The 25050-nt window shown below is 62.3% G+C and carries 18 protein-coding genes, 1 rRNA gene and 2 pseudogenes; 13 read left to right on the forward strand and 8 right to left on the reverse strand.

Features of this window, described 5'->3' with window-relative positions; all coding sequences use genetic code 11:
• The first annotated feature begins 140 nt into the window (after nt 1–140).
• Nucleotides 141–1364 (forward strand): argininosuccinate synthase, encoded by a 1224-nt coding sequence (locus GPT33_RS02950; RefSeq protein ID WP_296805790.1) that lies wholly within the window; start codon nt 141–143, stop codon nt 1362–1364.
• Nucleotides 1365–1563: 199 nt separating this feature from the next.
• On the opposite strand, the gene GPT33_RS02955 is transcribed toward GPT33_RS02950, so the two are convergent.
• From GPT33_RS02955 to thrC, 8 genes are all read right to left on the reverse strand, one after another.
• Nucleotides 1564–2724, reverse strand: coding sequence for a PQQ-dependent sugar dehydrogenase (locus tag GPT33_RS02955; RefSeq protein WP_296805792.1), 1161 nt, complete (start codon nt 2722–2724; stop codon nt 1564–1566).
• Nucleotides 2721–3185 carry a DUF971 domain-containing protein gene (locus GPT33_RS02960; RefSeq protein WP_296805793.1) on the reverse strand — a complete coding sequence of 155 codons (465 nt, stop codon included), beginning with the start codon at nt 3183–3185 and terminating at the stop codon, nt 2721–2723. The genes GPT33_RS02955 and GPT33_RS02960 overlap by 4 nt, the downstream gene beginning before the upstream one ends.
• A gap of 36 nt (nt 3186–3221) precedes the next feature.
• Nucleotides 3222–4322, reverse strand: a complete 1101-nt coding sequence (gene hemH, locus GPT33_RS02965) for a ferrochelatase (RefSeq protein WP_296805795.1) — start codon at nt 4320–4322, stop codon at nt 3222–3224.
• A 104-nt stretch (nt 4323–4426) separates the two neighbouring features.
• Complete coding sequence (locus GPT33_RS02970; RefSeq protein ID WP_296805797.1) at nt 4427–4978, reverse strand: hemerythrin domain-containing protein; 552 nt, start codon at nt 4976–4978, stop codon at nt 4427–4429.
• Nucleotides 4979–5238: 260 nt separating this feature from the next.
• Nucleotides 5239–6957, reverse strand: a complete 1719-nt coding sequence (locus GPT33_RS02975; protein ID WP_296805798.1) for a potassium channel protein — start codon at nt 6955–6957, stop codon at nt 5239–5241.
• Between the two features lie 191 nt (nt 6958–7148).
• Entirely contained in the window at nt 7149–7532 is a 384-nt protein-coding gene (locus tag GPT33_RS02980) for a DUF6394 family protein (protein ID WP_296805799.1), read from the reverse strand.
• A gap of 84 nt (nt 7533–7616) precedes the next feature.
• A complete protein-coding gene (locus GPT33_RS02985; RefSeq protein WP_296805800.1) occupies nt 7617–9230 on the reverse strand; it encodes an alpha-isopropylmalate synthase regulatory domain-containing protein in 1614 nt (537 codons plus the stop codon).
• Nucleotides 9227–10615, reverse strand: coding sequence for a threonine synthase (thrC, locus tag GPT33_RS02990; RefSeq protein ID WP_296805810.1), 1389 nt, complete (start codon nt 10613–10615; stop codon nt 9227–9229). The genes GPT33_RS02985 and thrC overlap by 4 nt, the downstream gene beginning before the upstream one ends.
• A gap of 478 nt (nt 10616–11093) precedes the next feature.
• Here thrC and GPT33_RS02995 point away from each other — a divergent pair.
• The 12 genes and pseudogenes from GPT33_RS02995 to GPT33_RS03050 all read left to right on the forward strand — a co-directional run.
• Nucleotides 11094–11348, forward strand: a pseudogene (locus GPT33_RS02995) (DUF4212 domain-containing protein); the annotation flags it as partial.
• Nucleotides 11349–11432: 84 nt separating this feature from the next.
• Nucleotides 11433–11666: pseudogene (locus tag GPT33_RS03000) on the forward strand (DUF4212 domain-containing protein); the annotation flags it as partial.
• Between the two features lie 13 nt (nt 11667–11679).
• Nucleotides 11680–13485, forward strand: a complete 1806-nt coding sequence (locus tag GPT33_RS03005) for a sodium:solute symporter family protein (RefSeq protein WP_296805801.1) — start codon at nt 11680–11682, stop codon at nt 13483–13485.
• A gap of 179 nt (nt 13486–13664) precedes the next feature.
• Nucleotides 13665–15530 carry a putative nucleotidyltransferase substrate binding domain-containing protein gene (locus GPT33_RS03010; RefSeq protein WP_296805802.1) on the forward strand — a complete coding sequence of 622 codons (1866 nt, stop codon included), beginning with the start codon at nt 13665–13667 and terminating at the stop codon, nt 15528–15530.
• Between the two features lie 8 nt (nt 15531–15538).
• Entirely contained in the window at nt 15539–16216 is a 678-nt protein-coding gene (locus GPT33_RS03015; protein WP_296805803.1) for an exonuclease domain-containing protein, read from the forward strand.
• A 152-nt stretch (nt 16217–16368) separates the two neighbouring features.
• The gene (acs, locus tag GPT33_RS03020; RefSeq protein WP_296805804.1) at nt 16369–18315 is read left to right on the forward strand and encodes an acetate--CoA ligase; all 1947 of its coding nucleotides are present in this window, start codon (nt 16369–16371) and stop codon (nt 18313–18315) included.
• Nucleotides 18316–18474: 159 nt separating this feature from the next.
• Nucleotides 18475–19308 carry an NYN domain-containing protein gene (locus GPT33_RS03025; RefSeq protein ID WP_296805805.1) on the forward strand — a complete coding sequence of 278 codons (834 nt, stop codon included), beginning with the start codon at nt 18475–18477 and terminating at the stop codon, nt 19306–19308.
• Between the two features lie 20 nt (nt 19309–19328).
• Entirely contained in the window at nt 19329–21044 is a 1716-nt protein-coding gene (pilB, locus tag GPT33_RS03030) for a type IV-A pilus assembly ATPase PilB (RefSeq protein WP_296805806.1), read from the forward strand.
• 11 nt (nt 21045–21055) lie between these two features.
• Nucleotides 21056–22303, forward strand: a complete 1248-nt coding sequence (locus tag GPT33_RS03035; RefSeq protein ID WP_296805807.1) for a type II secretion system F family protein — start codon at nt 21056–21058, stop codon at nt 22301–22303.
• A gap of 295 nt (nt 22304–22598) precedes the next feature.
• Nucleotides 22599–23477 (forward strand): A24 family peptidase, encoded by an 879-nt coding sequence (locus GPT33_RS03040; protein ID WP_296805808.1) that lies wholly within the window; start codon nt 22599–22601, stop codon nt 23475–23477.
• A 134-nt stretch (nt 23478–23611) separates the two neighbouring features.
• Nucleotides 23612–24220 carry a dephospho-CoA kinase gene (gene coaE / locus GPT33_RS03045; protein ID WP_296805809.1) on the forward strand — a complete coding sequence of 203 codons (609 nt, stop codon included), beginning with the start codon at nt 23612–23614 and terminating at the stop codon, nt 24218–24220.
• 421 nt (nt 24221–24641) lie between these two features.
• Nucleotides 24642–25050, forward strand: a 16S ribosomal RNA gene (locus GPT33_RS03050); the annotation flags it as partial.

Here is a 25050-nt window from a genome sequence, read left to right on the forward strand (position 1 = left end):
ATTACTTCGGACGAGGTCAAGATTCTGTTTTTCTTCGAGTCCTTCCTGCCTTCGCAGTTCACATTCCCGGATCCGGGATGATCGACCGGGGCCGGCGAACTGGGTATATACTCACCGATTTTCCGAGTTGGAGCAGAACGATGGCGCAAGGCGCAATCAAGAAGGTGGTGTTGGCCTACTCCGGTGGTCTGGATACCTCGGTCATCCTCAAGTGGCTTCAGGAGGAGTATGGCTGCGAGGTCGTGACCTTCACGGCCGACATCGGCCAGGGTGAGGAGCTCGAGCCGGCGCGCGCCAAGGCCACTGCCGCGGGGGTGAAGGAGATCTACATCGACGATCTGCGCGAGGAGTTCGTGCGCGATTTCGTCTTCCCCATGTTCCGCGCCAATGCCATCTACGAGGGCGAGTATCTGCTCGGCACCTCGATCGCACGTCCCTTGATCGGCAAGCGTCTGATCGAGATCGCCGCCGAGACCGGTGCCGACGCCATCTCGCACGGCGCGACCGGCAAGGGCAACGACCAGGTCCGTTTCGAGCTGACCGCCTATGCGCTGAACCCGGACATCAAGATCATCGCGCCCTGGCGCGAGTGGGATCTGCTCTCGCGCGAGAAGCTGATGGACTATGCGGCGAGCCGCGGGATCGCGGTCGAGATGAAGCGCGACGGCACCAAGTCGCCCTACTCGATGGACGCCAACCTGCTGCATATCTCCTATGAAGGCTACGACCTGGAAGATCCCTGGGTCGAGCCGGGTGCGGACATGTGGCGATGGAGCGTCGCGCCGGAGGATGCACCGGATCAGGCAACCCTGATCGAGCTGATGTTCGAGCGTGGCGATTGTGTCGGAATCGACGGGCAACGCATGTCGCCGGCCGAGGTCCTCGCCGAGCTCAACCGGATCGGCGGGGCCAACGGAATCGGGCGCAGCGACATCGTCGAGAACCGCTATGTCGGCATGAAGTCACGCGGCTGCTACGAAACACCCGGCGGCACCATCCTGCTCAAGGCCCACCGCGCCATGGAGTCCTTGACGCTCGACCGCGAGGCCGCGCACCTCAAAGACGAGCTGATGCCGCGCTATGCGAGCCTCGTCTACAACGGATACTGGTTCGCACCCGAACGGTTGATGCTTCAGGCCGCGATCGACGCAACCCAAGACGTGGTCAACGGCGTCGTGCGCCTGCGGCTCTACAAGGGAAATGTAATGGTGGTCGGACGCAAATCCGAGACCAACAGCCTCTTCGACGCCTCGATCGCGACCTTCGAGGAGGATGCCGGGGCCTACGATCAAAAGGACGCGACCGGGTTTATTCGCTTGAATGCGTTGCGGTTAAGGGTCGCCGGGCGCAAAAACCGCTGCTAAACCGCGTCCGAGGCGATCTGCTCGGCCGGAGACAATTCCAACCTCGTCTCCGTCCATTGCGTCGGCGAGACGCGGTTTAGGCAAAAAAGCGCTTCGAGAGAAGTGCTTTCGAATCCTAAAGCGCGTCCGGAGATGCCTTGCTTGGATGCGCCAAGGCTCGCACATCCGCCTGACATGGCGGAGACACTCGGGACGCGCTTTAGCGAGGCCGGATCCGCAGTAAAGACCCCTCTCCGGAGTCGATCAGCACATAGAGATAACCATCCGGCCCCTGCCGGACGTCCCTCACGCGATTGCCGATGGTGAGCTTTTCCTCGTCGACGACCTTCGCGCCGTCCAAGACGATGCGCCGTACCTCGCCGAAGACCAGGGCGCCGCTGAAGAGGTTGCCCTGCCAACCGGGATAGCGATCGCCGGTATAGAAGGCCAGGCCGCTCGGCGCCTTGGAGGGTGTCCAGTTGATCAACGGGTCGACCACCCCGGGGCGAGTGGTCTCGTCGGAGATGCGTGGCCCGCGGTATTCCATGCTATAGGTGACCTCGGGCCAGCCGTAGTTCTTGCCGCGCTCGATCAGGTTGAGCTCGTCCCCGCCCCGGGAACCGTGCTCGTTGGCCCAGACGCGTCCGCTCGCGGGATCCAAGGCGAGGCCCTGGATGTTGCGATGCCCGTAGCTGTAGATCTCGGGACGCGCGCCCTTTCGATCGACAAAGGGATTGTCCGGGTGCGGACGCCCGTCTTCCGTCAGTCTCAGCACCTTGCCGAAATGGGTCTCCAGGCGTTGAGCCTGGTCGCGGATATTGCCGCCTGCAAAGGAGACCGGCGGGTTGCCGCCGTCGCCGATGCTCATCAGCAGGCTCTTGTCCGGCAGCCAGACGAGGCGCGAGCCGAAGTGCTGTCCGCCGCTCTTGGCATCGGCGTTCTCGAAAATCACCTCGACGTCCCGAAGCCGGTCGTCTTGGAGCCGTCCGCGTGCAAGTGCGGTCCGATTCGCGTTTGGGGTGCCTGTCGCGAAGGTGAGATAGACGAGTTGGTTGCGCTCGAAATCCGGGTGCAAAGCAACATCCATCAGACCGCCTTGACCGTGGGACAACACCGCAGGCAGACCGGCGACGGGCTTGCCGACCAAGGCCCCGTCGCGCAGGATTCGCAGACGCCCCGGACGCTCGGTGATCAGTGCCGAACCGTCCGGGAGCCAGGCGATGGACCAGGGATGTTCCAGTTCATCCACCACCACCTCGCTGTTCCACCCCTTCGCCTCGGGCACATCCGCGGTGGGTTTGACCGGCCCTTCCACCGGTGCGCAGTGGGCGAGCGGGAGCCAAAGCACCCCGAGGACGGCGAGCAAGATCGGGCGGATCACGGGGCCGCCTCCTCGGTCGTTTCGGTCGGGTTGGCCGCTATGCGGGCAGGCAACTCGGACGGTAGCTCACCGCGCGCCTTCATGGTCTCGAAGGGGTCCGGTGCCGTGCGCGTGTATCCGGCGGCCCCGATCTTTTCCAGATAATCGAACCAAAACGGCTGCCAGGCCCGCCCCAGTTTGTAGAGGTAGTCCCAATCATAGAGGCCGGACTTGTGGCCGTCGTCGAAGAAGATCTTCACCGCATAATTGCCGACCTGCTGCAGATCGGTGATGTTGACCTCTTCTTTCTTGACCTGGAGCTTCGCGGTGCTCGGGGAGTGGCCGCGGACCTCGGCAGACGGCGAATAGACCCGCAGATACTCGCAGGGCAGCCTGAAGCGTGCGCCGTCGTCGAAGGCCACCTCGAGGATGCGTGACTTTTGATGCAGGTTGATTTCGGTCGGTCGGGCGCGTTGGTCCATGGTGGACTCCTCCAATCCAGACATCGGTTTGGCGCGTCAAGCCGCAGCACCAAGGGCAACCGCTCGCTCGCGCCGTGCAGTCAGTGCGGCGTCGTCGGCCGCCGAGCGGTTGACCTCGGTCCAGCCCGAGCTGTGGCGTTCGATCAGACCGCCCAGCATCGCGATATGGTCCGGACGGTCGTTCAAGCAATGGATATAGCTGAACTCCTTGCCGCCTGCACCGAGAAAATAGCCGCGATTCTCCTCGTCGATCTCCTCGATGGTTTCCAGGCAATCGGCCGAGAAACCGGGCGACAAGACCTGGACCGAACGGACTCCTTCCCCTCCCCACGCTTTCAGAGTCTCGTCCGTATAAGGCTTGAGCCACTCTTTGAAGCCGACGCGCGACTGGAAGGTCAATGCCCAACGATTCGACGGCAGACCGAGACGATCGGTCACCAACCGCGCGGTCTTCTGGCAGTGGCAATAGTAGGGGTCGCCGTTCTCGAAATAATCCTTTGGGATCCCATGGAAAGAAAACAGCAAGCGCTCGGGCTCGCCCTGCTCGGCCCAGTGATTGCGGATGCTCTCGGCCACCGCGTCGATATAAGCCGGCTCGTCATGGTAGTGGTTGATGAAGCGCAGCTCGGGGAGCCAGCGCCAACGCTGCAGCTCCCGCGTGACGGCGTCGAACACGGAGGCGGTGGTGGACCCGGAATACTGCGGGTAAAGGGGAAACACCAGGACCCGGCGGGCATTGGCTTGGCGCAGCTCGGCCAGTGCAGCGGGTATGGACGGGTTGCCGTAGCGCATGCCCAAGGCGACCTTGACCGGTCCGACGAACCGCTCGCTCAGGCAAGCCTGGACGGCGGCGGCCTGCCGCCGAGCGATGCTCAAGAGTGGCGAGCCCTCTTCCTCCCACACCGCCCGGTATGCCTTTGCGGAGCGAGCCGGGCGCACGCGCAGGATGACGCCGTGCAGGATCGGGAGCCAGAGCGCGCGCGGGAGCTCTACGACGCGCGGGTCGGCCAGGAACTCAGCCAGGTAGCGGCGCACGGCCGGCACGGTCGGCGCATCCGGGGTGCCGAGGTTGACGAGCAGGACCCCGAGGCATTCCGGGGTATCGTGGCGAAAATCAGGGGTACTTACGAACGTCATGACTCCGTCTCGGCTTTGGAGTGGGTCAGGTGATGGGTCGAGTCGACTGAGCTCAGGCGCGATCGCGTCTGAGCCCGAACTCGACCCGAATCCGGTTGAAGAGATCAGTCCCTGGATTCGGCCGAAAGGCGCGCGTAGAGCGCTTGATAACGCAGCGGATCCAGGTTCCCGAACAAGGGATCGTCCTGAGTTGGCGCCTGCGCCTCGATCTGTGCCCAATCCTCCTCGGACAGACGTTCGAGCGCGATCGGAAAGGCCTCCTCGTCCTCGAGCCTCTTGTGGGCACGCAGCGTCCCGATCAGCTCGCGCCCATGCGCCTCGACGTCTTCGCGCAGCAAGACCTCTTCGTGAAGGATGCCGTCGAGCGATTGGCGAAAGCGCTTACTCAGCTGCCCGAGCGCCTTGTGCTGCCGCATCAGAACCTCGAAGACATCATGTCGCTCGGTGCCTTTCTCCAAAACGCGCTCGAAGATGATGTCCTCGGTCGGGTGATGAACGATGTCGGAGTAGTTGTCCATGTACTCGAGCATCTCGGCCATCAGCTCGTAATCGGGCTCCGCTCCCTCGTGAAACCGATTCAGGAGGTCTTCGAACAGATCGAGCAGCCTTGCGAGACGGACGTGGTCCTCGGCGAGTCGGGTCATTACCGGGTACATAGGCCTTTTCCTCGTGACAGCGGTCGACGTGACCGCAGTATGCCATCAACCTCATCTCGATACCGAGCACACGCGGATCTTTCGCGGCATTGCACGCGCCGCGCACGCCGAAACCGCGTTGCACCTCCTCGCCGTAGGGGCCGCTCCGCATCCTCGGCGCGCCTTGTCCCGAAACGCACGGGCGCCCCCTGCGTTCCGAAAACCCACGTGCGCTCGGCATACCAAACCTCGCGGCGAGGCTAGGCACCGCCGGGTGGCGATCAGATGCCGGAGGCGGTACGCGCGCGACGCCGTGCCAACCAGCGCCAGATCAGCCCGCCGGGAGCGGCGTTCCCGGTCAGGACATAGTCGAGCACGTTGAGGTTGCGCAGCGTCCACGCCAGGCTACGGCTCGCATCGGCGCGCCCGCACAGCAGCAGACGATCACCGCTGCACACCCGCACGTCCGGCGCCGGGAGCAGCTCGCGCGCTCCGTCATGCATCCGCAACAAGACGATCAGCGGCAGCGTCCGATCGCGATCGCGTGGATCGCGCGAGAGCTCTTCGAGGGTGACGGGGCTGCCGCGCCGATCCATAGCGCATAACGCCGGGGCATCGGTCTCGTCGATCGTGATCTCCCAGACATGGGGCGGGTGCTCGTCGACCAATGCGACGACGCGGCTGACCAACTCACAGGCCCAGTCGTCTCCGCGAACGCGCGCCAGCATCGTGAGCTCAGCCAGCAACGGCGTGCCCAGACGCACCCGGATGCGATCGGCGATGATGCTACTGGGCGTCATCACGACCTGCGCCCCCACACGCTCGAACAAGACCTTGTTGTGGAGGTGATTCTGTCGTGCCACGACGAACAGGGACCGGTTCAGCGCAAGTGCGGTCATGATGATCGAGAGGTTGTCCGCGTCGCTGTCGGTGCCGGCCACCAAGCCGACGGCGTCGCCGATTCCGGCTTGTTCAAGCGTCACCGCCTCGGTGCCGCGCCCGTGCACGACGCCTTCCTTCGGGATCCCGGTTTTGTGCGGAAGCGCCTCGATGACGGTGAGCTTTAGGCCCTGGTCGCCCAGGTGGCGATACATCGCCTTGCCGAAACGCCCGAAGCCGCAGAGCACCCAGCGCCCTTCGGCCGGCGGAAAAATCGGCGCATCGAGTGCTCGGTCCTCGTAGCCGGCCAGCCATTTGCTCAACAGGGCCAGACAGGGCGACTGAATGGCGATGGCCATGTCGAGGGCGAAGGTATCGAAAGGGTCGTAGATATAATCGGTGCCGAACGAGGCCATATTGGCCTCGACCTCTTGGGAATCGGCACGACAGATCACGGTGATCTCCGGATGCAGGAGCTTCGCTGCGATGGCGATCTTGAGATTGGCCTCGTTGACGTTGGTCAGCGCCACGACCCCTTTGCAGAGCGGATGTCGCAGGCCTGCGGCCTCGAGACTGGACGGCTCGCGGGCATCGGCACACAAGGCGGGGACGTATTCGCGCAGGTTGTCCAGCTTGAGCAGGTTCACGCGCTCCGGATCGATATCGATCGCCACTGCACGTTGGTGACGATCGGTCAGGCTGCGCACCAATGCGGTGCCGGTCTGGCCATAGCCGCAGACAAGGTAGAAGGGCTCCCGCAGCCGCCGGACCCGCCAACGAAACCGGCTCTCCAGAATGGCACGCTGAAAGGTCGTGTCCTGCAGCAGCGTGATCAGTGTTCCGATCGCATAGAGCCAGACCGCCACCGTGGCGAACACGCTGAAGGAGACCCAAATCCGCTGCGCATCCGTGAAGGCATTCGGCAGTTCGCCGAACCCGATGGTCGTCGACATGTAACTGACGAAGTAGAAGGCATGAAAAAGGCTCATCGGAACCGGATTGCCGGCCGCATCCTGCGCGGGAATCAGCGCCATGCCCGTCATCGCAACGGCGTAGGTCCCGATCAGGACCAACAGCGGCATGCGCATCCGCCGCATGATGAGAAAGACGACGTTGTCCATAATTAAGCCGCGCCCGGCGCAGTATGCGATGTCTTTGGATGAGATCGACCCCGGAAGACTTGACGACCGCTGGAGCCGGCGCGGTTTAAGATATTAAAAATACTTAATTTTAAACCGCGTTTCACCGAGATCGAGGACATCTCCAAAGCCAAACACAAAATGAAAATGACGCATGTCGCTCTGGACGCGGTTTAGCGGCGCAGGGTGAAGGTCTCGATCACCAGCAGTACCACAGACACCACGTTGGCGATCATGGCCCCGCCGCTCAAGGAGACGATGCTGGCCATGATCCCTGGTGTCATGCCCGACTCGGTCGCGTGAACGGCGATCGTCCAAACCAGGGCAGCGCCGATCAGCTGCAGCATGGCGACCAGACTGGTCGCCAACAACAAGGCGCCCATGTGGGTGCGGTCGCCGAACTTCAGCACGGTCGCGACCAGGTTGACCAAGATGACGGCGAACAACTCCCAGACGTGATGATGCTCGGGGTTGTCGATCTCGCCGACGAAGAACCCGAAGTTCAGGGTCAACGCCAAGACGATGAAAAAGCCGAAGACGACCTTCTCGGGATTCATGTTGCGGGGCTCCTTGCGCGAAATCGCGCGTCTATCCGGATCGGGGTGCTCGACGGGGCGCGTCGCATGAATGCCTGCACACAGTTACGCCGCCGAGGACTCCGCTTCGGCGGCGCGCTGCGCGGCAAGCGCACGATGCATGACGATGTTGAGCATCCGCACGGTCGCTCCGATCGCCGCGAAGACCTGATTGGCATGGACTCCGCGGGTGCGCAGCTCGCCCTGGTCGGTGTCCCAGGTGATGCTGCATTCGGTGAGCGCATCGGTGCGTCCGCCCTTGGGAATGCGGACCTCGTAGTCGAGCAGCGTCGGCAGGCTGAGCCCGCGCTTCTTCACGATCTTGGCCAGGGCATTGTTGAAGGCGTCGAAACCGCCGTTGCCGCTGCCGGCGGCCATGTGGACCTCGTCGACGATGCGGATCTTGATGCTGGCCGTCGATTCCAAATCCAGTGTCGAGGACACCGAGCAAGCCAACAGCTCCGCATGGTTGTAATCCTTGCTCTCCAAGACCTCGGCGATGATGAACGGTAGGTCTTCGATCGTAATGGTCTTTTTGGAGTCGCCGAGCTCGACGATACGCCTGAGGACCTTGGCCTGGTTCTCCTCGGAGAGCGTGATATCCAGACGTTCCAAATTCTTCGCGAGCGATGCCTTGCCGGCAAGCTTGCCCAGCGCGTATTTGCGCCGTCGTGCGAAGCGCTCAGGCGAGAGGCGCGTGTGATAGAGGCTGCCTTTGCGATCGCCGTCGGCATGGATGCCGGCGGTCTGGGTGAAGACATCGGCGCCGATGATGGGCGCATTGTCGGCGATGCGTTTTCCCGAGAAGTATTCGACCAGCTCGCTGATGCGCGCGAGGTGGCTCTCGTCGATCCCGATCTGCAAGCCGAGCTGATCGCGCAGATTGACGGCGACCTCGGCCAAGGAGGCATTGCCGGCACGCTCGCCGAGACAATTCACGGTGCAATGCACGGCCGCCGCACCCGCTCGGGCGGCGGCGAGCACGTTGGCGGTCGCAAGCCCGTAGTCGTTGTGCGGATGGAAGTCGAGCTTGATTCCCGGAAAGTGCTCGAGCATATCGGTGAAGGCGTCGAAGACCCGCTCGGGCGTCATGACGCCGAGCGTATCCGGGAGCATGAAATGACCGACCCCGCAATCGGCGAGGCGCTCCACCAGCCCGAAGACGTATGCCGGGTTGTCGCGGTAGCCGTTCGACCAGTCTTCGAGATAGAGATTGACGGCCAGACCGCGGTCATGGGCGATCGCGATCGTGTCCCGGACATCGGCGGCGTGCTGATCGAGTGTCTTGCCGAGCTGGCCGCGACAGTGCTTCTCGCTGCCCTTGGCGAGCAGGTTGATGACGTGCCCGCCGGCATCGCGGATCCAGTCGACGCTGCGCCCGCCGTCGACGAAACCCAACACCTCCACGCGCCTCGCCAGATCACGCTCTTCGGCCCAGCCGATGATCTGAGCAACGGCATGGGCCTCGCCGGAGGACACGCGAGCGGAGGCCACCTCGATGCGGTCCACCCGAACAAGTTCCAGCAAAACCTTGGCGATATTGACCTTTTCATCAGGCGAAAAGGAGACGCCCTGGGTCTGCTCGCCGTCGCGCAGGGTCGTGTCCATGACATAGACGTAGCGGCCGGGCACAGGGGCGCCTGCGATTGCGTCGTGTGGTACGGATGTCGTCGGGCTCATCGGGTGTCCTTCAAGGTGTCCCGGATGTGCGCCTTCAGCGTATCGGCACCGGCATCGAGCTCGAGACACCGCGTCGGCAAATCCATCAACCCTTGCAGCGCAAGGGGCAGCGGTGCATCACAGCCGATGGCCAAACGGATCGCCTCGTTGAATTTGGCTGGATGGGCCGTGGCGAGACAGATGACGTCGGCACCGGAACCCGCCGCCTTGACGCCGACCGCGGTATGCGGACAGAGGATGTACCCGCTGGCGGCGTAGGTCAGGCGAATCTGCTCGAGCGTCTCCTCATCGCTCACCGCGACGGCATCGAAATCGGCCCTGGCGCGGGCATGATGTGCCGCATCGACCTGCAGCTGGCCGGTCGCCTGCAACGTCTCGAGCAGCGCACGGACCTTCCCGGCATCCCCGTCGTGGAGGAAATAGAGGTAGCGCTCGAAGTTCGATGCGATCTGGATGTCCATGGCGGGGCTGAGGGTCTGATAGACCTCGCCGACGGCGTAGACGCCCGTATCGACGAACCGTGTCAGGATGTCGTTGCGATTGGTCCCGATGATCAGCCGATCGATCGGGACTCCCATCCGCTTGGCGAGATAGCCCGCGAAGACATCGCCGAAGTTGCCGGTCGGCACCGCAAAGCTCACGCGCCGCTCGGGATCTCCGCCGCTGGCGCGCCCCCAAGCGAAGACGTAATAGACCATCTGGGCCAGGATCCGCGCCCAGTTGATCGAGTTGACCGCCCCCAGGCTAAATTCGGATTTGAACGGCAGGTCGTTGAAAAGCTCCTTGACGATGCGTTGAGCGTCGTCGAAGCTGCCGCGAACCGCGATGTTGTGGACGTTGGCATCGAGCACGCTCGTCATCTGGCGTTCTTGGATCGGCGAGATGCGGCCCTTGGGATGGAGCATGAAGATGCTGATCCGCGCCTTGCCGCGGACGCCGTAGATGGCCGCGGAGCCGGTATCCCCGGAGGTGGCGCCGCAGATGTTGAGCTCCCCTCCGTCGCGCGCCAGGAGATACTCGAAGAGATTGCCGAGGAATTGAAGCGCAACGTCCTTGAATGCCGCGGTCGGTCCGTGGAAGAGCTCGAGGATCCGCAGATCGCCCACATCGGCGATCGGCGTCACCTCGGGGTGCGTGAAGGTGGCGTAGGAGTACTCGATCAGCGCGCGCAGATCGGCTCGCGGGATGTCGTCCCCGACGAAGGGAGTCATCACCTCGAGGGCCAAATCCTGAAAGCGCAGGCCGGACCAGGCATGCAGGGTCGCCGCATCCAAGCGCGGCAGATCCGTCGGGACCAAAAGGCCTCCGTCGGTTGCCAAGCCCATCAAGACGGCCTCGGCAAAGCCGACCGAGGCAATCCCGCCGCGCGTGCTTGAATACCGCATATCGATCGAACCCGCTGCTGTGTGTTGTGACATGATCGTGCTGCAGGGTAAGAAACACGGCGGCCGTTGGCAACCGAGATTCCGTCCAAGCCCGTTGATTCATGACCGGCTGTTGCCGAAGGTCGTGCTTTACCGATACATTCGGTGCACCGGATGACTGCGCTGTCGTTGACAGCATGACGTGGCGGGCCAGACAATGCCGGCGCCTCGACCGGAGATTCGGACGAGGCAAAAAATGGAAACTTGCCGGGCCGCGCCGCGGGGTGGGACCGGCTTCGCAACTCGATTGAGAGCACGGGTTCGGGTTGCGCGACCGACTGATCGCTCGCTTTGATCCGCGCGGCGAGCCGTCGACAACAACAAGATCGACCGAGGGGGCACAGGTCACGGCCGACGAGCCAGCCGTATGAAGGGTTCCGTCATCGCCCCGTCACCCCGACCCATAACACTCATCCGACACTACGGAGTGACACAACCTATGACACCTGGCAAACGGGCGGAATACTGGAGCGCGAATCTGCGTCTCCTGGCAATTCTGCTGACGATCTGGTTCGTCGTCTCCTTTGGCTTCGGCATCCTGTTGGTCGAGCCATTGAATACGATCATGCTCGGCGGCTACCCGCTCGGGTTCTGGTTCGCGCAACAGGGATCCATCTACATCTTCGTCGTGCTGATCTTCATCTATGCCATCTCGATGAATAAGCTCGACAATAAATTCGATGTCGGCGAGGATTCGAGCAGCGGTACATCCTATGACTCCGGCAGTTACGACTCCCATTCCGAGCATGCGCACGCGCAACCGAGCAAGCACGCGCAGTACTGGAGCGAGAATTTGCGTCTCCTCGCCATCTTGCTCACGATCTGGTTCGTAGTGTCCTTTGGCTTCGGCATCCTGCTGGTCGAGCCCTTGAATGCCATCATGCTCGGCGGCTATCCGCTCGGTTTCTGGTTTGCTCAACAGGGATCCATCTACATCTTTGTCGTCTTGATCTTCGTCTATGCGACAGCGATGAACCGTCTGGACAAAAAATACGATTTCGGCGAGGAATAAGGGGCGCAACTCTATGACATCACTTGAGCTTTGGACTTACAGCATTGTCGGCGTGACCTTCGCGCTGTACATCGGGATCGCGGTGTGGGCACGCGCGAAGACCACCGGGGATTTCTACGTTGCGGGCGGGGGTGTACACCCGGTCGCCAACGGCATGGCAACTGCCGCGGACTGGATGTCGGCCGCATCATTCATCTCAATGGCCGGCATGATCGCCTTCGGCGGTTACGGCGGATCGGTATTTTTGATGGGTTGGACAGGCGGCTACGTGCTGCTGGCACTTCTCCTGGCCCCGTATCTGCGCAAGTTCGGCAAGTTCACGGTGCCCGAATTCATCGGTGACCGCTATTACTCGCAGACCGCGCGCGTGGTGGCCGTCATCTGCCTGATCTTGGCATCGGTCACCTACGTTATCGGTCAGATGACAGGTATCGGTGTGGCCTTCTCACGATTCCTGGGCGTGACCTACGAGATGGGTATCCTCGTCGGCATGGGCATCGTCGCCATCTACGCCATCACCGGCGGCATGAAGGGCATCACCTACACCCAGATCGCGCAGTATGTCGTGCTGATCTTCGCCTACACGGTCCCGGCAATCTTCATCTCGCTGAACCTCACCGGCAACCCGCTCCCGCAACTCGGCCTCGGCAGCGAATACGCTCGCGACGGTATCGCCAGTGGCGTGTCCTTGCTCGCAAAGCTCGACCAGGTGGTCACCGACCTCGGGTTCAAAGAGTACACGACGCAGGTCATGGGCAGCTCGCTCAACATGTTCGTCTACACCCTGTCGCTGATGATCGGTACGGCCGGACTCCCACACGTCATCATCCGCTTCTTCACGGTCCCGAAGGTGCGTGACGCTCGCTTCTCGGCCGGCTGGGCACTGGTCTTCATCGCGATCCTCTACACCACGGCACCGGCTGTCGGTGCCATGGCTCGCCTGAATTTGATGGATACCATCCAAATCGGTCCGGTCGGCAGCGAAACCGGAAACCTCGTCTACGACGAGCGTCCCGAATGGTTCAAGCGTTGGGAGACCACCGGTCTGCTCAAGTGGGAAGATAAGAACGGCGACGGTCGGATCCAGTACTACAGCGATCAGAACCCTGAGTTCGCCGCGAAGGCCGAAGGGTTCGGCTGGAAGGGCAACGAGATGGTCACGGTCAACAACGACATCATGGTGTTGGCCAACCCCGAGATTGCGAATCTACCCGCATGGGTCATCGCCTTGGTCGTTGCAGGCGGTCTCGCGGCGGCGCTCTCGACGGCGGCGGGTTTGCTGCTGGCGATCTCTTCCTCGATCTCTCATGACCTTCTCAAGGGCGTCTTCATGCCCAAGATCTCTGAGAAGCGCGAACTGATGGCGGGACGTTTGTCGATGATCGGTGCCATTATCCTGGCGGGCTATCTGGGCTTGAATCCGCCGGGTTTCGCGGCGGGAACGGTCGCAATCGCCTTCGGTCTCGCGGCCTCGTCAATCTTCCCGGCGCTGATGATGGGAATCTTCGCAAAGCGGATGAACTCGCTGGGGGCCGTTGCCGGCATGATCGGCGGCGTGACCATCACGCTGCTCTACGTGTTCCAGCACAAGGGCATCTTCTTCGTGAAGGGAACCGAGTTCCTGATGCCCGAGCTGGGCATGGGCGCAAATTGGTTCTTCGGGATCACGCCGGAAGCGTTCGGCGCCGTCGGCGCACTGTTCAACTTCCTCATCGCTGCGGTTGTCTTTAAATTCGCGGCACCGCCTCCGGAGCACATCCAGCACCTCGTCGAGGATGTGCGCATTCCGCGCGGCTCGGGAGTTGCGACCGGCCACTGATCGAGGACCGAGGTACAGGCACTCGAAGCGTAATCACCGCCTGGACCTGATTGAATGTCCCGAGGCGATGACCTCGGGACATCCTCGAGAGTTTTCAGCCCCGCTTCGGCGGGGCTTTTCATTGACGTCGCGCCTGCGAGCCCGGCCAAGCCGCCGAGACAGACCGAGGGTACCGTGCCATGAACATCGAGCTGATCGAGATCCGAGACTTCCTGGCCAGTCACCCGCCTTTCGATCAACTGCCGCAGGACACGCTCGAACGTCTTCCCCAGCGCCTTTCGGTGCGCTATTTTCGCCGCGGCACACCCTTCCCGCCGGAAAACGCCGATCCGCCCTGCGTCTATCTCCTACGCCGCGGCGCGGTAGAGCTACGTGATTCCAACGGCGAGCTGGTCGGCAAGCTGGCCGAGGGCGATTTGTGCGACATGCCCTGTCGGCCGACACCCGAAGGTGGTCGATTTTTCGGCAATACCTCGGAAGACACCTTGGTCTACGCCCTCCCCTGCGCGGAGTTGGCGGATCTGCGCGAGCGGCACGCCGAATTCGCGGAGCATTTCGACCAATCCATCTCCAGTCGACTGCGCAAGGCGCTGGACATCATGGTGGACGCGCCGGCCGCCGGCACCGGCCTGATGACGGTGCAGATCGGTAACATGATCAACCGCACGCCGATTGTCGCAAGCCCGGAGACGAGCATTCGCGAGGCCGCGCAGGTGATGTCCGAGCACCGCGTCTCATCTCTGTTGATCATGGAAGGGGACCGGCTCGCCGGCATGATTACGGATCGAGACCTGCGCAGTCGCTGCGTCGCCGTCGGTCTGTCGACCGAACGACCGGTCCGCGAAATCATGACCGAGAAACTGCAGACTGCGCAGGTCGATACACTGGGTTTCCAGGCGCTGATCACCATGACTCGCCTCAATGTGCATCATTTGCCGGTCTTGGACGGCGAGCGCGTCGCCGGCTTGATCTCGACGACCGACCTCACCCGCTTTCAAAGCGCGAACGCCGTGTATCTCGTCGGCGATATCCACCGCGCGACATCGATTGAAACCCTGGTTCAAATCAGCGCCAAGATCCCCGAGCTTCAGGTCCACCTCGTCAACGGGGGAGCGACCGCAAACCACGTCGGGCAGGCCATCAGTGCCGTCACCGACGCGATCACGCAGCGCCTGATCGCGCTTGCCGAGGCGGACCTCGGCAGCGCGCCTGTCCCCTACGCCTGGATCGTCGGGGGCTCGCAGGCGCGCCGCGAGCAGTCCTCGCACTCGGATCAAGACAACGCGCTCCTGATCGCGGACCACGCCAAACCGGACGATGACGCCTACTTCGCGGCACTCGCCAAGATCGTGAACGACGGTCTCGATGCCTGCGGTTTCGTCTATTGTCCGGGCGATGTCATGGCATCGAACCCGAAATGGCGCCAACCCCTTCGGATCTGGCACAAATATTTCACCAATTGGATCCTCAAGCCCGAGCCCATGTCACTGATGCTCGCAAACGTCTTTTTCGACCTGCGTGCCGTGCATGACCCGGACAATCTCTTCCCCGAGCTACAGGAGCGCGTCCTCGAGCGCTCCAAGGCGAATCGGATCTTCGTCGCCTACATGGTCGCGAATGCGCTCAAGTATCGACCACCGCTGGGATTCTTCCGCAACATCGTGCTGATCCAGGGCGGCGACCACGACCACACCTTCGACATCAAGCACAAGGGCATCGTGCCCATCGTCGACTTGGCGCGCATCTACGCACTCTCGGGCGGACTGCCCGAGACCAACACCATCGAGCGCCTGAGCTCCGCGGCGGAGTACGGAACCTTGAGTAAAGACGGAGCAGCCAACCTGACCGACGCCATCGAGCTGGTCGGAACCCTGCGGATGCGTCATCAGGCCAATCAGCTCGCTCACGGCAAGAAGGCGGATAACTTCCTGTCTCCGGACGAGCTCTCTGCGCTGGAGCGCGGACATCTCAAGGACGCCTTTCTCCTGATCAACACCATGCAGGAGTCTCTCGGACAGCGCTACCAAGCGGGTCGCTTCGCGTAGGCCGGCCGATGTCGCGACTGCTTGATTGGCGCCGCCGCTGGCAATTGCGCCGGACCCCGCCGGGTCCCTTGCGCTCCTATCTGGATCATCCGTTTCCGCTGGCGAAAACGGACTACCGGGAGGTGGACTATCTCGCCATCGATCTGGAAACGACCGGTTTGGACCTCGCCAACGATCTGATCCTGAGTGTTGGATATGTCGCAGTCAAAGGCACCTCCATCGACCTGTCGAGCGCCCGCCATCGTGTCGTGCGGATCGATCGATCCATCCCCGAGGCGACGGCGATCATCCATCAGATCACGGACGACGAGTCCGCCGAAGGCAGCGAGCTCGCCGACGTCATCGAGGAGCTTCTCGAGGTGCTGGCGGGTAAGGTGATGATCGCCCATCACGCACGGATCGAGCGCGGCTTTCTGACCAATGCCTGCAAGCGGCTCTGGAAGCAAGGGCTTTTAATGCCTGTCGTGGATACCCAAACGCTGGCCTACCGAACCTTCGAGCGCCGCCAGACCCCGTTCAAGGCGTCCGATCTGCGTCTGCACGCACTCGGCGATCGTTACAATCTGCCACGTTACAGCGCACACAATGCACTGAGCGATGCCCTGGCCTCGGCCGAGCTGTTCCTCGCCCAAGCCGCCTATCGGGACAACGGCAACGGACTGCCGCTGCGCGACTTCTTATGCTGAGACTCGGCCCTCCCCGGGTAGGCACCGGCATATCCCGGCTGGCTGCGCCCTATTGGAGCGTTTACTATTAGGCGTTCGCTCGCGCCGGTACCGAAGAAAGCCCGCAGTGCACCGGCGCAGATCACTCCACCAAGTCCGAGGAGACAACAACCATGTCGGAAGAGAAGGTCTACCAGGTTCCCGCGGCCATCGCCGCGAAGGCCCACGTCAATGCCGAGCAGTACGCCGCCATGTACAAGCGGTCCATCGACGACCCGCAGGGCTTCTGGGCCGAGCAGGCCGAGACGTTCCTGACCTGGTCCAAGAAATGGGACTCTGTCATGGACTACAGCTACCAGGCAGAAGACCTGCACATCAAATGGTTCCAAGGCGGGAAGCTGAATGTCTCCTTCAACTGCTTGGATCGTCATCTCGAGACCCGCGGCGATCAGGTCGCCATCATTTGGGAGGCCGACAACCCGGCTGAGGATCGCAAGCTCACCTACCGCGAGCTCCATGCCGAGGTCTGCAAGCTCTCGAACGTGCTGAAATCACGTGGGGTGCGCAAGGGCGACCGGGTCTGCATCTATCTGCCGATGATCCCCGAAGCGGCGGTGGCAATGCTGGCCTGCACGCGCGTCGGAGCAACCCACTCCATCGTCTTCGGCGGTTTCTCGCCCGACTCGCTGCGCGATCGCGTGCTCGACTCCGAGTGCCGCCTGGTCATCACATCAGACGAAAGCGTACGCGGCGGGCGTCACATCCCGCTCAAGAAGAATGCCGACACCGCGCTGCAGGAATGTCCCAACGTCGATACCGTCGTGGTCGTGCGCCGTACCGGCGGCACGGTGGAGTGGACCGAAGGTCGCGACATCTGGTACGACGAGGCCCTCGCCGGCGCATCCACGGATTGCCCGCCGGAGGAGATGGACGCCGAGGATCCGTTGTTCATCCTCTACACGTCCGGCTCTACCGGTAAGCCAAAGGGTGTCCTTCACACCACGGGTGGCTATCTCGTCTTCGCCGCCATGACCCACAAGTACACCTTCGACTACCAGGACGGCGAGGTGTATTGGTGCACCGCCGACGTCGGCTGGGTCACCGGTCACACCTATATCGTCTATGGCCCGCTGGCCAACGGCGCGACCTCGCTGATGTTCGAGGGCATTCCGAACTATCCGGACATGTCCCGCTTCTGGGACGTGATCGACAAGCACCAGGTCAATATCTTCTACACCGCCCCGACCGCCATCCGTTCCTTGATGCGTGCGGGGGAGGAGCCCGTGAAGAAGACCTCGCGCAAGTCGCTGCGGATCCTCGGCTCGGTCGGCGAGCCGATCAATCCCGAGGCATGGGAGTGGTACCACCGGGTCGTCGGCGACGAGCGTTGCCCGATCGTGGATACCTGGTGGCAGACCGAGACGGGCGGCCACCTGATCACCCCGCTGCCGGGCGCGACCGCGCTCAAGCCGGGCTCGGCCACTCTGCCCTTCTTCGGAGTCGTGCCGGCGCTCGTGGATCCGGCCGAGGGCACCCTGATCGAGGGTCCGGGCGAGGGCGCGCTGGTCATCAGTCAGCCGTGGCCGGCGCAGATGCGCAGCGTCTACGGCGACCACGCGCGTTTCATCGACACCTACTTCAAGCAGTATCCGGGCTACTACTTCACGGGTGACGGCGCACGTCGCGACGCCGACGGCTACTACTGGATCACCGGGCGCATCGACGACGTGTTGAACGTCTCCGGGCATCGCCTCGGCACCGCGGAGATCGAGTCGGCGTTGGTGCTGCATCCACACGTCGCCGAGGCGGCCGTGGTCGGTTACCCGCACGATCTGAAGGGTCAGGGCATCTATGCCTACGTCACGCCGATGGCCGGTGTCGACCCGACCGACGACCTGAAGAAAGAGCTGGTCGCAATGGTGCGCGGGGAGATCGGCCCGATCGCCATCGTCGATATCATCCAATGGGCGCCAAGCCTGCCGAAGACCCGTTCGGGCAAGATCATGCGCCGGATTCTACGCAAGATCGCCGCCAACGAGATCGATTCGCTCGGCGATACTTCCACGCTTGCCGATCCCACCGTGGTGAATGATCTGATCGAGAATCGCGCCAATCAATAGTGCGAAGGGGTCGGTCGTGTGCCGGCAACGGCACGGGCGACCGACCAAACGAAGAGGTCCGCCGGCGGCGGACCGCAGGGTACACGTGAGCCTCGCACTCGTTATGCAAGAGGGCGAGGCCTGCGTTTGCCGTGCACCGAACGCGAATTCATCATCCCTATGAGCTCCAGCTTCAGAGTCGGCGTCTTCGTCGATGCCGAGAATGTCCGCTACAACGGCGGTTTTCAGATGCGCTACGACGTGCTGCGACGATTCGCTGCGCGCGAAGGCGGGGTCCTGCAACGCTTGAACACTTACATGGCCTTCGATGCCGAGCGCGCTCGCGAGGACCTGGAGTATCGGAAGAAGGCACAGACCTACCAACAAATGGTGCGTGACTTCGGTTGGAAGATCACCGTGAAGTTGGTCCGGCGCTATACTGACGAGAGCGGCAATGTCACCACCAAGGCCAACGCCGATCTCGATATGGCCGTCGATGCCATGTTGCAGGCCAACAAACTCGATCAAGTCCTGCTGGTGACGGGTGACGGCGATTTCCTCCAAGTCGTCGAAGCGTTGCAGAACACAGGTTGCAGGGTCGAATTGATGGGTTTCAAGAACGTCTCTCGCCAACTTCAGCAACAGGTCGACGCCTATTACTCCGGATTCCTGATCCCCGATCTGTTGCCCATTTCCTACGAGCCGCGCAACGAGTGGGGCAAGCCCGGATCCTGCGTACGCGGGGTCTGTACCAAATGGTTCACCGATAAAGGCTACGGGTTTTTGAGGATCATGGACCGCATCTCGCCGTCGCTCTGGGTAACGGATCCAAGGGAAGCGGATTCGCCTTACATCAGTGTCTTTTGTCATGTCAACGAGTTGGCCGACGATGTCACCGAGGACATGCTGATGAGCCGCGAGACGGTTCTTGAGTTTTATCTCAACGAGAGCGAACAGAAGGACAACGGTCTCGTCGCAAGCAACGTCCGACTCGCCTTTTCAGTCAACCGCTGAGGTCCGACAACAGACAAGCCATGGCGACGGACCAAACAGCCAAGAACAAGCTCTCGGGCCTCGCCCTGCGCCTGGTGCGCGACAACCTCATCACCGAGCGCGAAGCGATCGCCGCCTACGACGACGCGGCCCGCCGCCGACAAGCCTTCGTGGCTTATCTCGTCGAGCAAAAGCTGCTCGACAGTCGACGAATCGCCGTCGCGGCCTCGCATGAGTTCGGGGTGCCGCTGCTCGACCTCCATGCGCTGGATTTGTTGAACCTCCCGGTGAACCTGGTCGACGAGCGACTGGTGCGCAAACACCGGGCGCTGCCGATCTTCCGCCGCGGCAACCGCCTCTACCTGGCCCTGTCCGATCCCACCAACGACCAAGCACTCGAAGAGATCCGCTTCAACACCGGGTTGGCGACCGACGCGGTGCTGGTGGAGGAGGACAAGCTCAAGGCCGCGATCGAGACCGCGATCGAAGCCCAGGACACGACCATGACCGAGCTCATGGACGCGGACCTGGAGAAGCTCGAGATCACCCCCGACGACGAGGATCTGCGCGAAGACGCGGACATCAACATCGACGACGCGCCGATCGTGCGGTACGTGAACAAGGTGTTGGTCGATGCCATCTCGGCGGGCGCCTCGGACATCCACTTCGAGCCCTACGAGAAGTTCTTTCGCGTGCGCTTCAGGCAAGACGGCATGCTGCGCGAGGTGGCAAGTCCACCCTTGAATATCGCCGGGCGACTGGTCGCACGCCTCAAGGTCATGTCACGGATGAATATTGCCGAGCGTCGCGTCCCGCAGGACGGACGCATCAAGCTCAAAGTCAGCCGCACGCGCGACATCGATTTCCGCGTCAATACGCTGCCGACCCTCTACGGCGAAAAGGTCGTGCTGCGGATCCTCGACTCGGCATCGGCGCAGGTCGGCATCGAGGCCCTGGGCTTCGAGCTCGAGCAGCGCGAGGCATTCCTGGAGGCCATCCATAAGCCCTACGGCATGATCCTGGTCACCGGACCAACCGGATCCGGAAAGACGGTGTCGCTCTACACCGCGCTCAATCTCTTGAATCAGCCGGACATCAATATCTCGACGGTCGAAGATCCGGTCGAGATCCAGGTTCCGGGGATCAACCAGGTCAGCATGAATCCCAAGACGGGGCTGACCTTCGCGGCCGCGCTCCGAGCGTTCCTGCGTCAGGACCCGGACATCGTCATGGTCGGCGAGATTCGCGACCTCGAGACCGCCGAGATCGCGGTGAAGGCCGCCCAGACCGGACATCTGGTGCTCTCCACACTCCATACCAACGACGCCCCGCAGTCGCTGACCCGACTCGCGAACATGGGCGTGGCGCCCTTCAACATCGCCTCCTCTGTCCTGCTTATCATGGCGCAACGTCTTGCACGACGACTCTGCTCGCATTGCAAAGCTCCCGAGGACCTTCCCCGCGAGGTCCTGCGACAAGAGGGCTTCAGCGAAGCGGATATCGAGGAGGGGGTCGTCGTTTTCGGACCCGTCGGATGCGAGCGCTGCACCAAGGGCTACCGCGGGCGTGTCGGTATTTTCCAGGTGATGCCCGTATCGGAGTCCATCCGTCGGCTGATTCTCGAGGGCGGCAACTCGATGCAGCTCGCCGAGCAGGCCCATCGCGAAGGCGTCGCGGACCTGCGGGAATCCGGTCTGCGCAAGGTCAAAGAAGGGATGACAAGCCTCGAAGAGCTCAACCGAGTCACCAAGGAGTGACGAGAACGCTCATGGCAACCGCACTCAAGACCAAGCCAAAACCCAAACCACAGGCCGAGAAGGCGTACGTCTTCACTTGGGAGGGACGCGACCGGCGCGGGGCCAAGGTGACGGGCGAGACCCGCGCCCCCAGCATGACGATGGTGCGGGCTGATCTACGACGGCAAGGCGTGAGCCCGACCAAGGTCAAGAAAAAGCCTCAACCGCTCTTCAGCGGCAAGAAAAAGATCACGAGCACCGACCTGGCCATCTTCAGCCGGCAGCTTGCGACCATGATGTCCGCCGGCGTGCCCTTGGTGCAGGCGTTCGATATCGTCGGACGCGGCCACGAAAACCCGGCAATGCAGGACTTGATCCTGGGGATCAAGCAAGACATCGAGAGCGGAACTGCCATGGCGCTCGCGATGGGCAAATATCCGCTCTATTTCGACGACCTGGTCTGCAACCTGGTGGCAGCCGGCGAGCAGGCCGGCGTGCTCGACGTCCTGCTCGACAAGATCGCGACCTACAAGGAAAAGACCGAATCGATCAAGGGCAAGATCAAGAAGGCCATGTTCTATCCCGTCGCGGTCATCGCGGTGGCCATCATCGTGAGCGCGGTTCTGCTGATCTTCGTCATCCCGCAGTTCAAGGATCTATTTGCGAGCTTCGGCGCAGATCTGCCCGCATTCACACTCATGGTGATCGGTCTTTCCGATGCCCTGCAGAAATGGTGGTGGGCGATCCTCCTCGGACTCGGCGCGATCGGCTATGTCATCGCCAACACGTTCAAGCGCTCCCGCGCGTTCCGCGAGGCCGTCGATCGCACGGCGCTGAAGATCCCGGTGATCGGCCCGATCCTGAACAAGGCCGCGCTCGCGCGTTTTGCGCGCACCCTGTCCACCATGTTCGCCGCAGGCGTACCGCTGGTCGAGGCCCTGGACTCGGTCTCGGGTGCCACCGGCAACATCGTCTACCAGAACGCCGTCTTGAAGATGCGCGAAGAGGTCGCGACCGGGCAATCGCTGCAACTGTCGATGCGCCAACAAGACTTGTTCCCCCATATGGTCATTCAGATGACATCCATCGGAGAGGAGTCGGGATCGCTCGACGACATGCTTGCGAAGGTCGCCGACTTCTACGAGGAGCAAGTCGACAACGCGGTCGACAGCCTCAGCAGCCTCCTCGAACCCCTGATCATGGTCGTGATCGGCGGCCTCGTCGGCAGCTTGATCATCGCCATGTACCTGCCGATCTTTAAACTGGCCTCGGTGGTTTAAACCGCGCCCGGTGCGGTATGCGTCGTTTATTGGAGTGGTTCGACCGCGCCAGCTCCGAAGACTGTCGGAGCTGGCGCGGTTTAAAGCATTAAAAAAATTAAATCTTTAACCGCGTCTCACCGAGATCGAAGACATCTCCAAAGCCAAACGCAACATGAAAATGACGCGTTTCGCTCTGGACCCAGTTGAGTTCGCATCGGACCTTGACCATGCCGCTCTCACCGGGCGCCGTCGCGGCTGCGGCTCGGAAACCTGCTTTCACTGATCACTGACTCGACGGCCAAGGGGGCCCTGCATGGATTGGATTGACGTCTTCGAGCAAACCCCGCTTCTGCTCTATGCGGTCTCGATCCTCGTCGGACTGATCGTCGGCAGTTTTCTCAATGTCGTCATCCTGCGGCTTCCTCGGATGCTCGAAGACGAATGGGCGCGTGATTGCGCCGAGATCTCCGGCACGTCGGACCCGAGCGAGCGACCGGACCAAAAACGGCTTTCGCTGGCCCATCCGCCCTCCACCTGCTCGCACTGCGGCCATCGGATTCGCGCCCACGAGAACATCCCGGTATTGAGCTATCTCCTCTTGCGGGGCCGTTGCTCGGCCTGCGGTGCGGGAATCGGTCTACGCTATCCATTGGTCGAGGCCGTCACGGCGCTCCTGACCCTGATCGTCGTCCTGCAGTTCGGTCTCACCTGGCAAACCGGCCCCGCACTCCTGCTGACCTGGGCACTGATCGCACTCGCCGCGATCGACTTCGACACCCAACTTCTACCGGACAGCATCACACTGCCGCTGGTGTGGCTCGGCTTGGTCCTGAGCCTCTTCACGGTCTTTACCGACAGTCACTCGGCGATCATCGGCGCGGTCGCCGGCTACCTCAGCCTCTGGTCGGTCTTCCATCTGTTTCGCCTCACCACCGGCAAGGAGGGCATGGGCTACGGCGACTTTAAGTTGTTGGCACTTTTCGGCGCCTGGCTCGGTTGGCAATTCCTGCCGCAAATCATCCTCTTGTCCGCATTGACCGGGGCGGTGCTCGGGGTTGCCCTGATCCTGAGCGGGCGCCATGAGCGGGGTGCGCCCATGCCTTTCGGCCCCTTTCTCGCTGCAGCGGGCTGGATCAGCCTGATGTGGGGGGAGCAGATCAATCAGACCTATCTCCAGATGGTCGGACTCTGAACTGCGCTCCTGCTGGCGTGCGCCCCGACGGTGAAACCTCCACCCGGCATGGACCATGAGTGCGCGGCCAATCGCGATTCGAAACGGCTTCTTTTGACGCGTCCGCTGTGAGGCGCGGGGATTTGGACAACGAGATGCTTGTCATCGGCCTGACCGGGGGTATCGGCAGCGGCAAATCCACCGTTGCCGACGCATTAGCCGCGCGCGGCGCGGCCGTCATCGACACCGATGTCATTGCGCGCGAACTGACCGAACCGGGGCAACCGGCTCTCGCCGAGATCGCCGCCGCCTTCGGCAACAACCTGATTGCCGGGGACGGTCGGCTCGACCGCGATGCCTTGCGCGCCCAGGTCTTCTCCGACCCGGAAGCACGCGTCCGGCTGGAAGGCATCCTGCATCCGCGGATCAAAGACCGGATGCTCGAGCGACTTGCCGCGCTCCACGCACCCTACGCCGTCTTGGTCATCCCGCTCCTCTTCGAGACCAACCAACACACGCTCGTCGATCGCGTCCTCGTCGTCGATATCCCGGAGTCGGCACAGCGCGAGCGCGTGCGTCGCCGCAGCGGACTGACACACGGCGAGATCAACCGCATCGTCGCCAGCCAGATCAGTCGCGCCGAACGTCTCGCCCGAGCAGACGACATCCTCGACAACAGCGGCGAGCGCCCTGCCCTCTTGGCACAGGTCGAGCACCTCCACGGTAAGTACATCGCGCTCGCCGAAGCAGTTAAGGACCGATAGATTCGTTGGATCGCGCGGCGGTCTGAGCCTACCTTTGGCCCCTTCGCAACATTATCGTCACACAGGTCTTGACAGCGCATCCGAGTCGTATAGAATGCGCGGCTCGCTGAGGGGGAACCCGAGCGGAGCGGTCCGGGAGGGGCTGCGGAGTGAAGGAGAGGGGAGGTTGATTGGCGAGGGAGCGCGAGACGAGGGGTTGACAAGTTCCTCGGGTCCTGTAGAATTGTCGGTCTTGGCGGAGCGGAAGTTCAGCGACGCCGGAAGCAAGATTTAGATCTTTAACAATCGGGTCATCAGATAATTTGTGCGGGTGCTCCGGTGTCGTTTGGATGATTCCAAGAGATATCGGCAAGCACTTCGGTGACGAAGAGTTTGTTGAGCAAGGAAAGAAGTCGGTCGTTTCGGCGATCGGCGACGGTTTGAACTGAAGAGTTTGATCCTGGCTCAGATTGAACGCTGGCGGCATGCCTAACACATGCAAGTCGAACGCGAAAGTCCTTCGGGGCGAGTAGAGTGGCGGACGGGTGAGTAATGCATGGGAATCCACCTCGACGTGGGGGATAACCCGGGGAAACTCGGGCTAATACCGCATACGACCTACGGGTGAAAGGGGGCTTCGGCTCTCGCGTCGAGACGAGCTCATGTCCGATTAGCTGGTTGGCGGGGTAAAGGCCCACCAAGGCGACGATCGGTAGCTGGTCTGAGAGGATGATCAGCCACACTGGGACTGAGACACGGCCCAGACTCCTACGGGAGGCAGCAGTGGGGAATATTGGACAATGGGCGCAAGCCTGATCCAGCAATGCCGCGTGTGTGAAGAAGGCCTGCGG

Source organism: Thiocapsa sp., from assembly GCF_011390875.1.
Lineage (GTDB): Bacteria > Pseudomonadota > Gammaproteobacteria > Chromatiales > Chromatiaceae > Thiocapsa.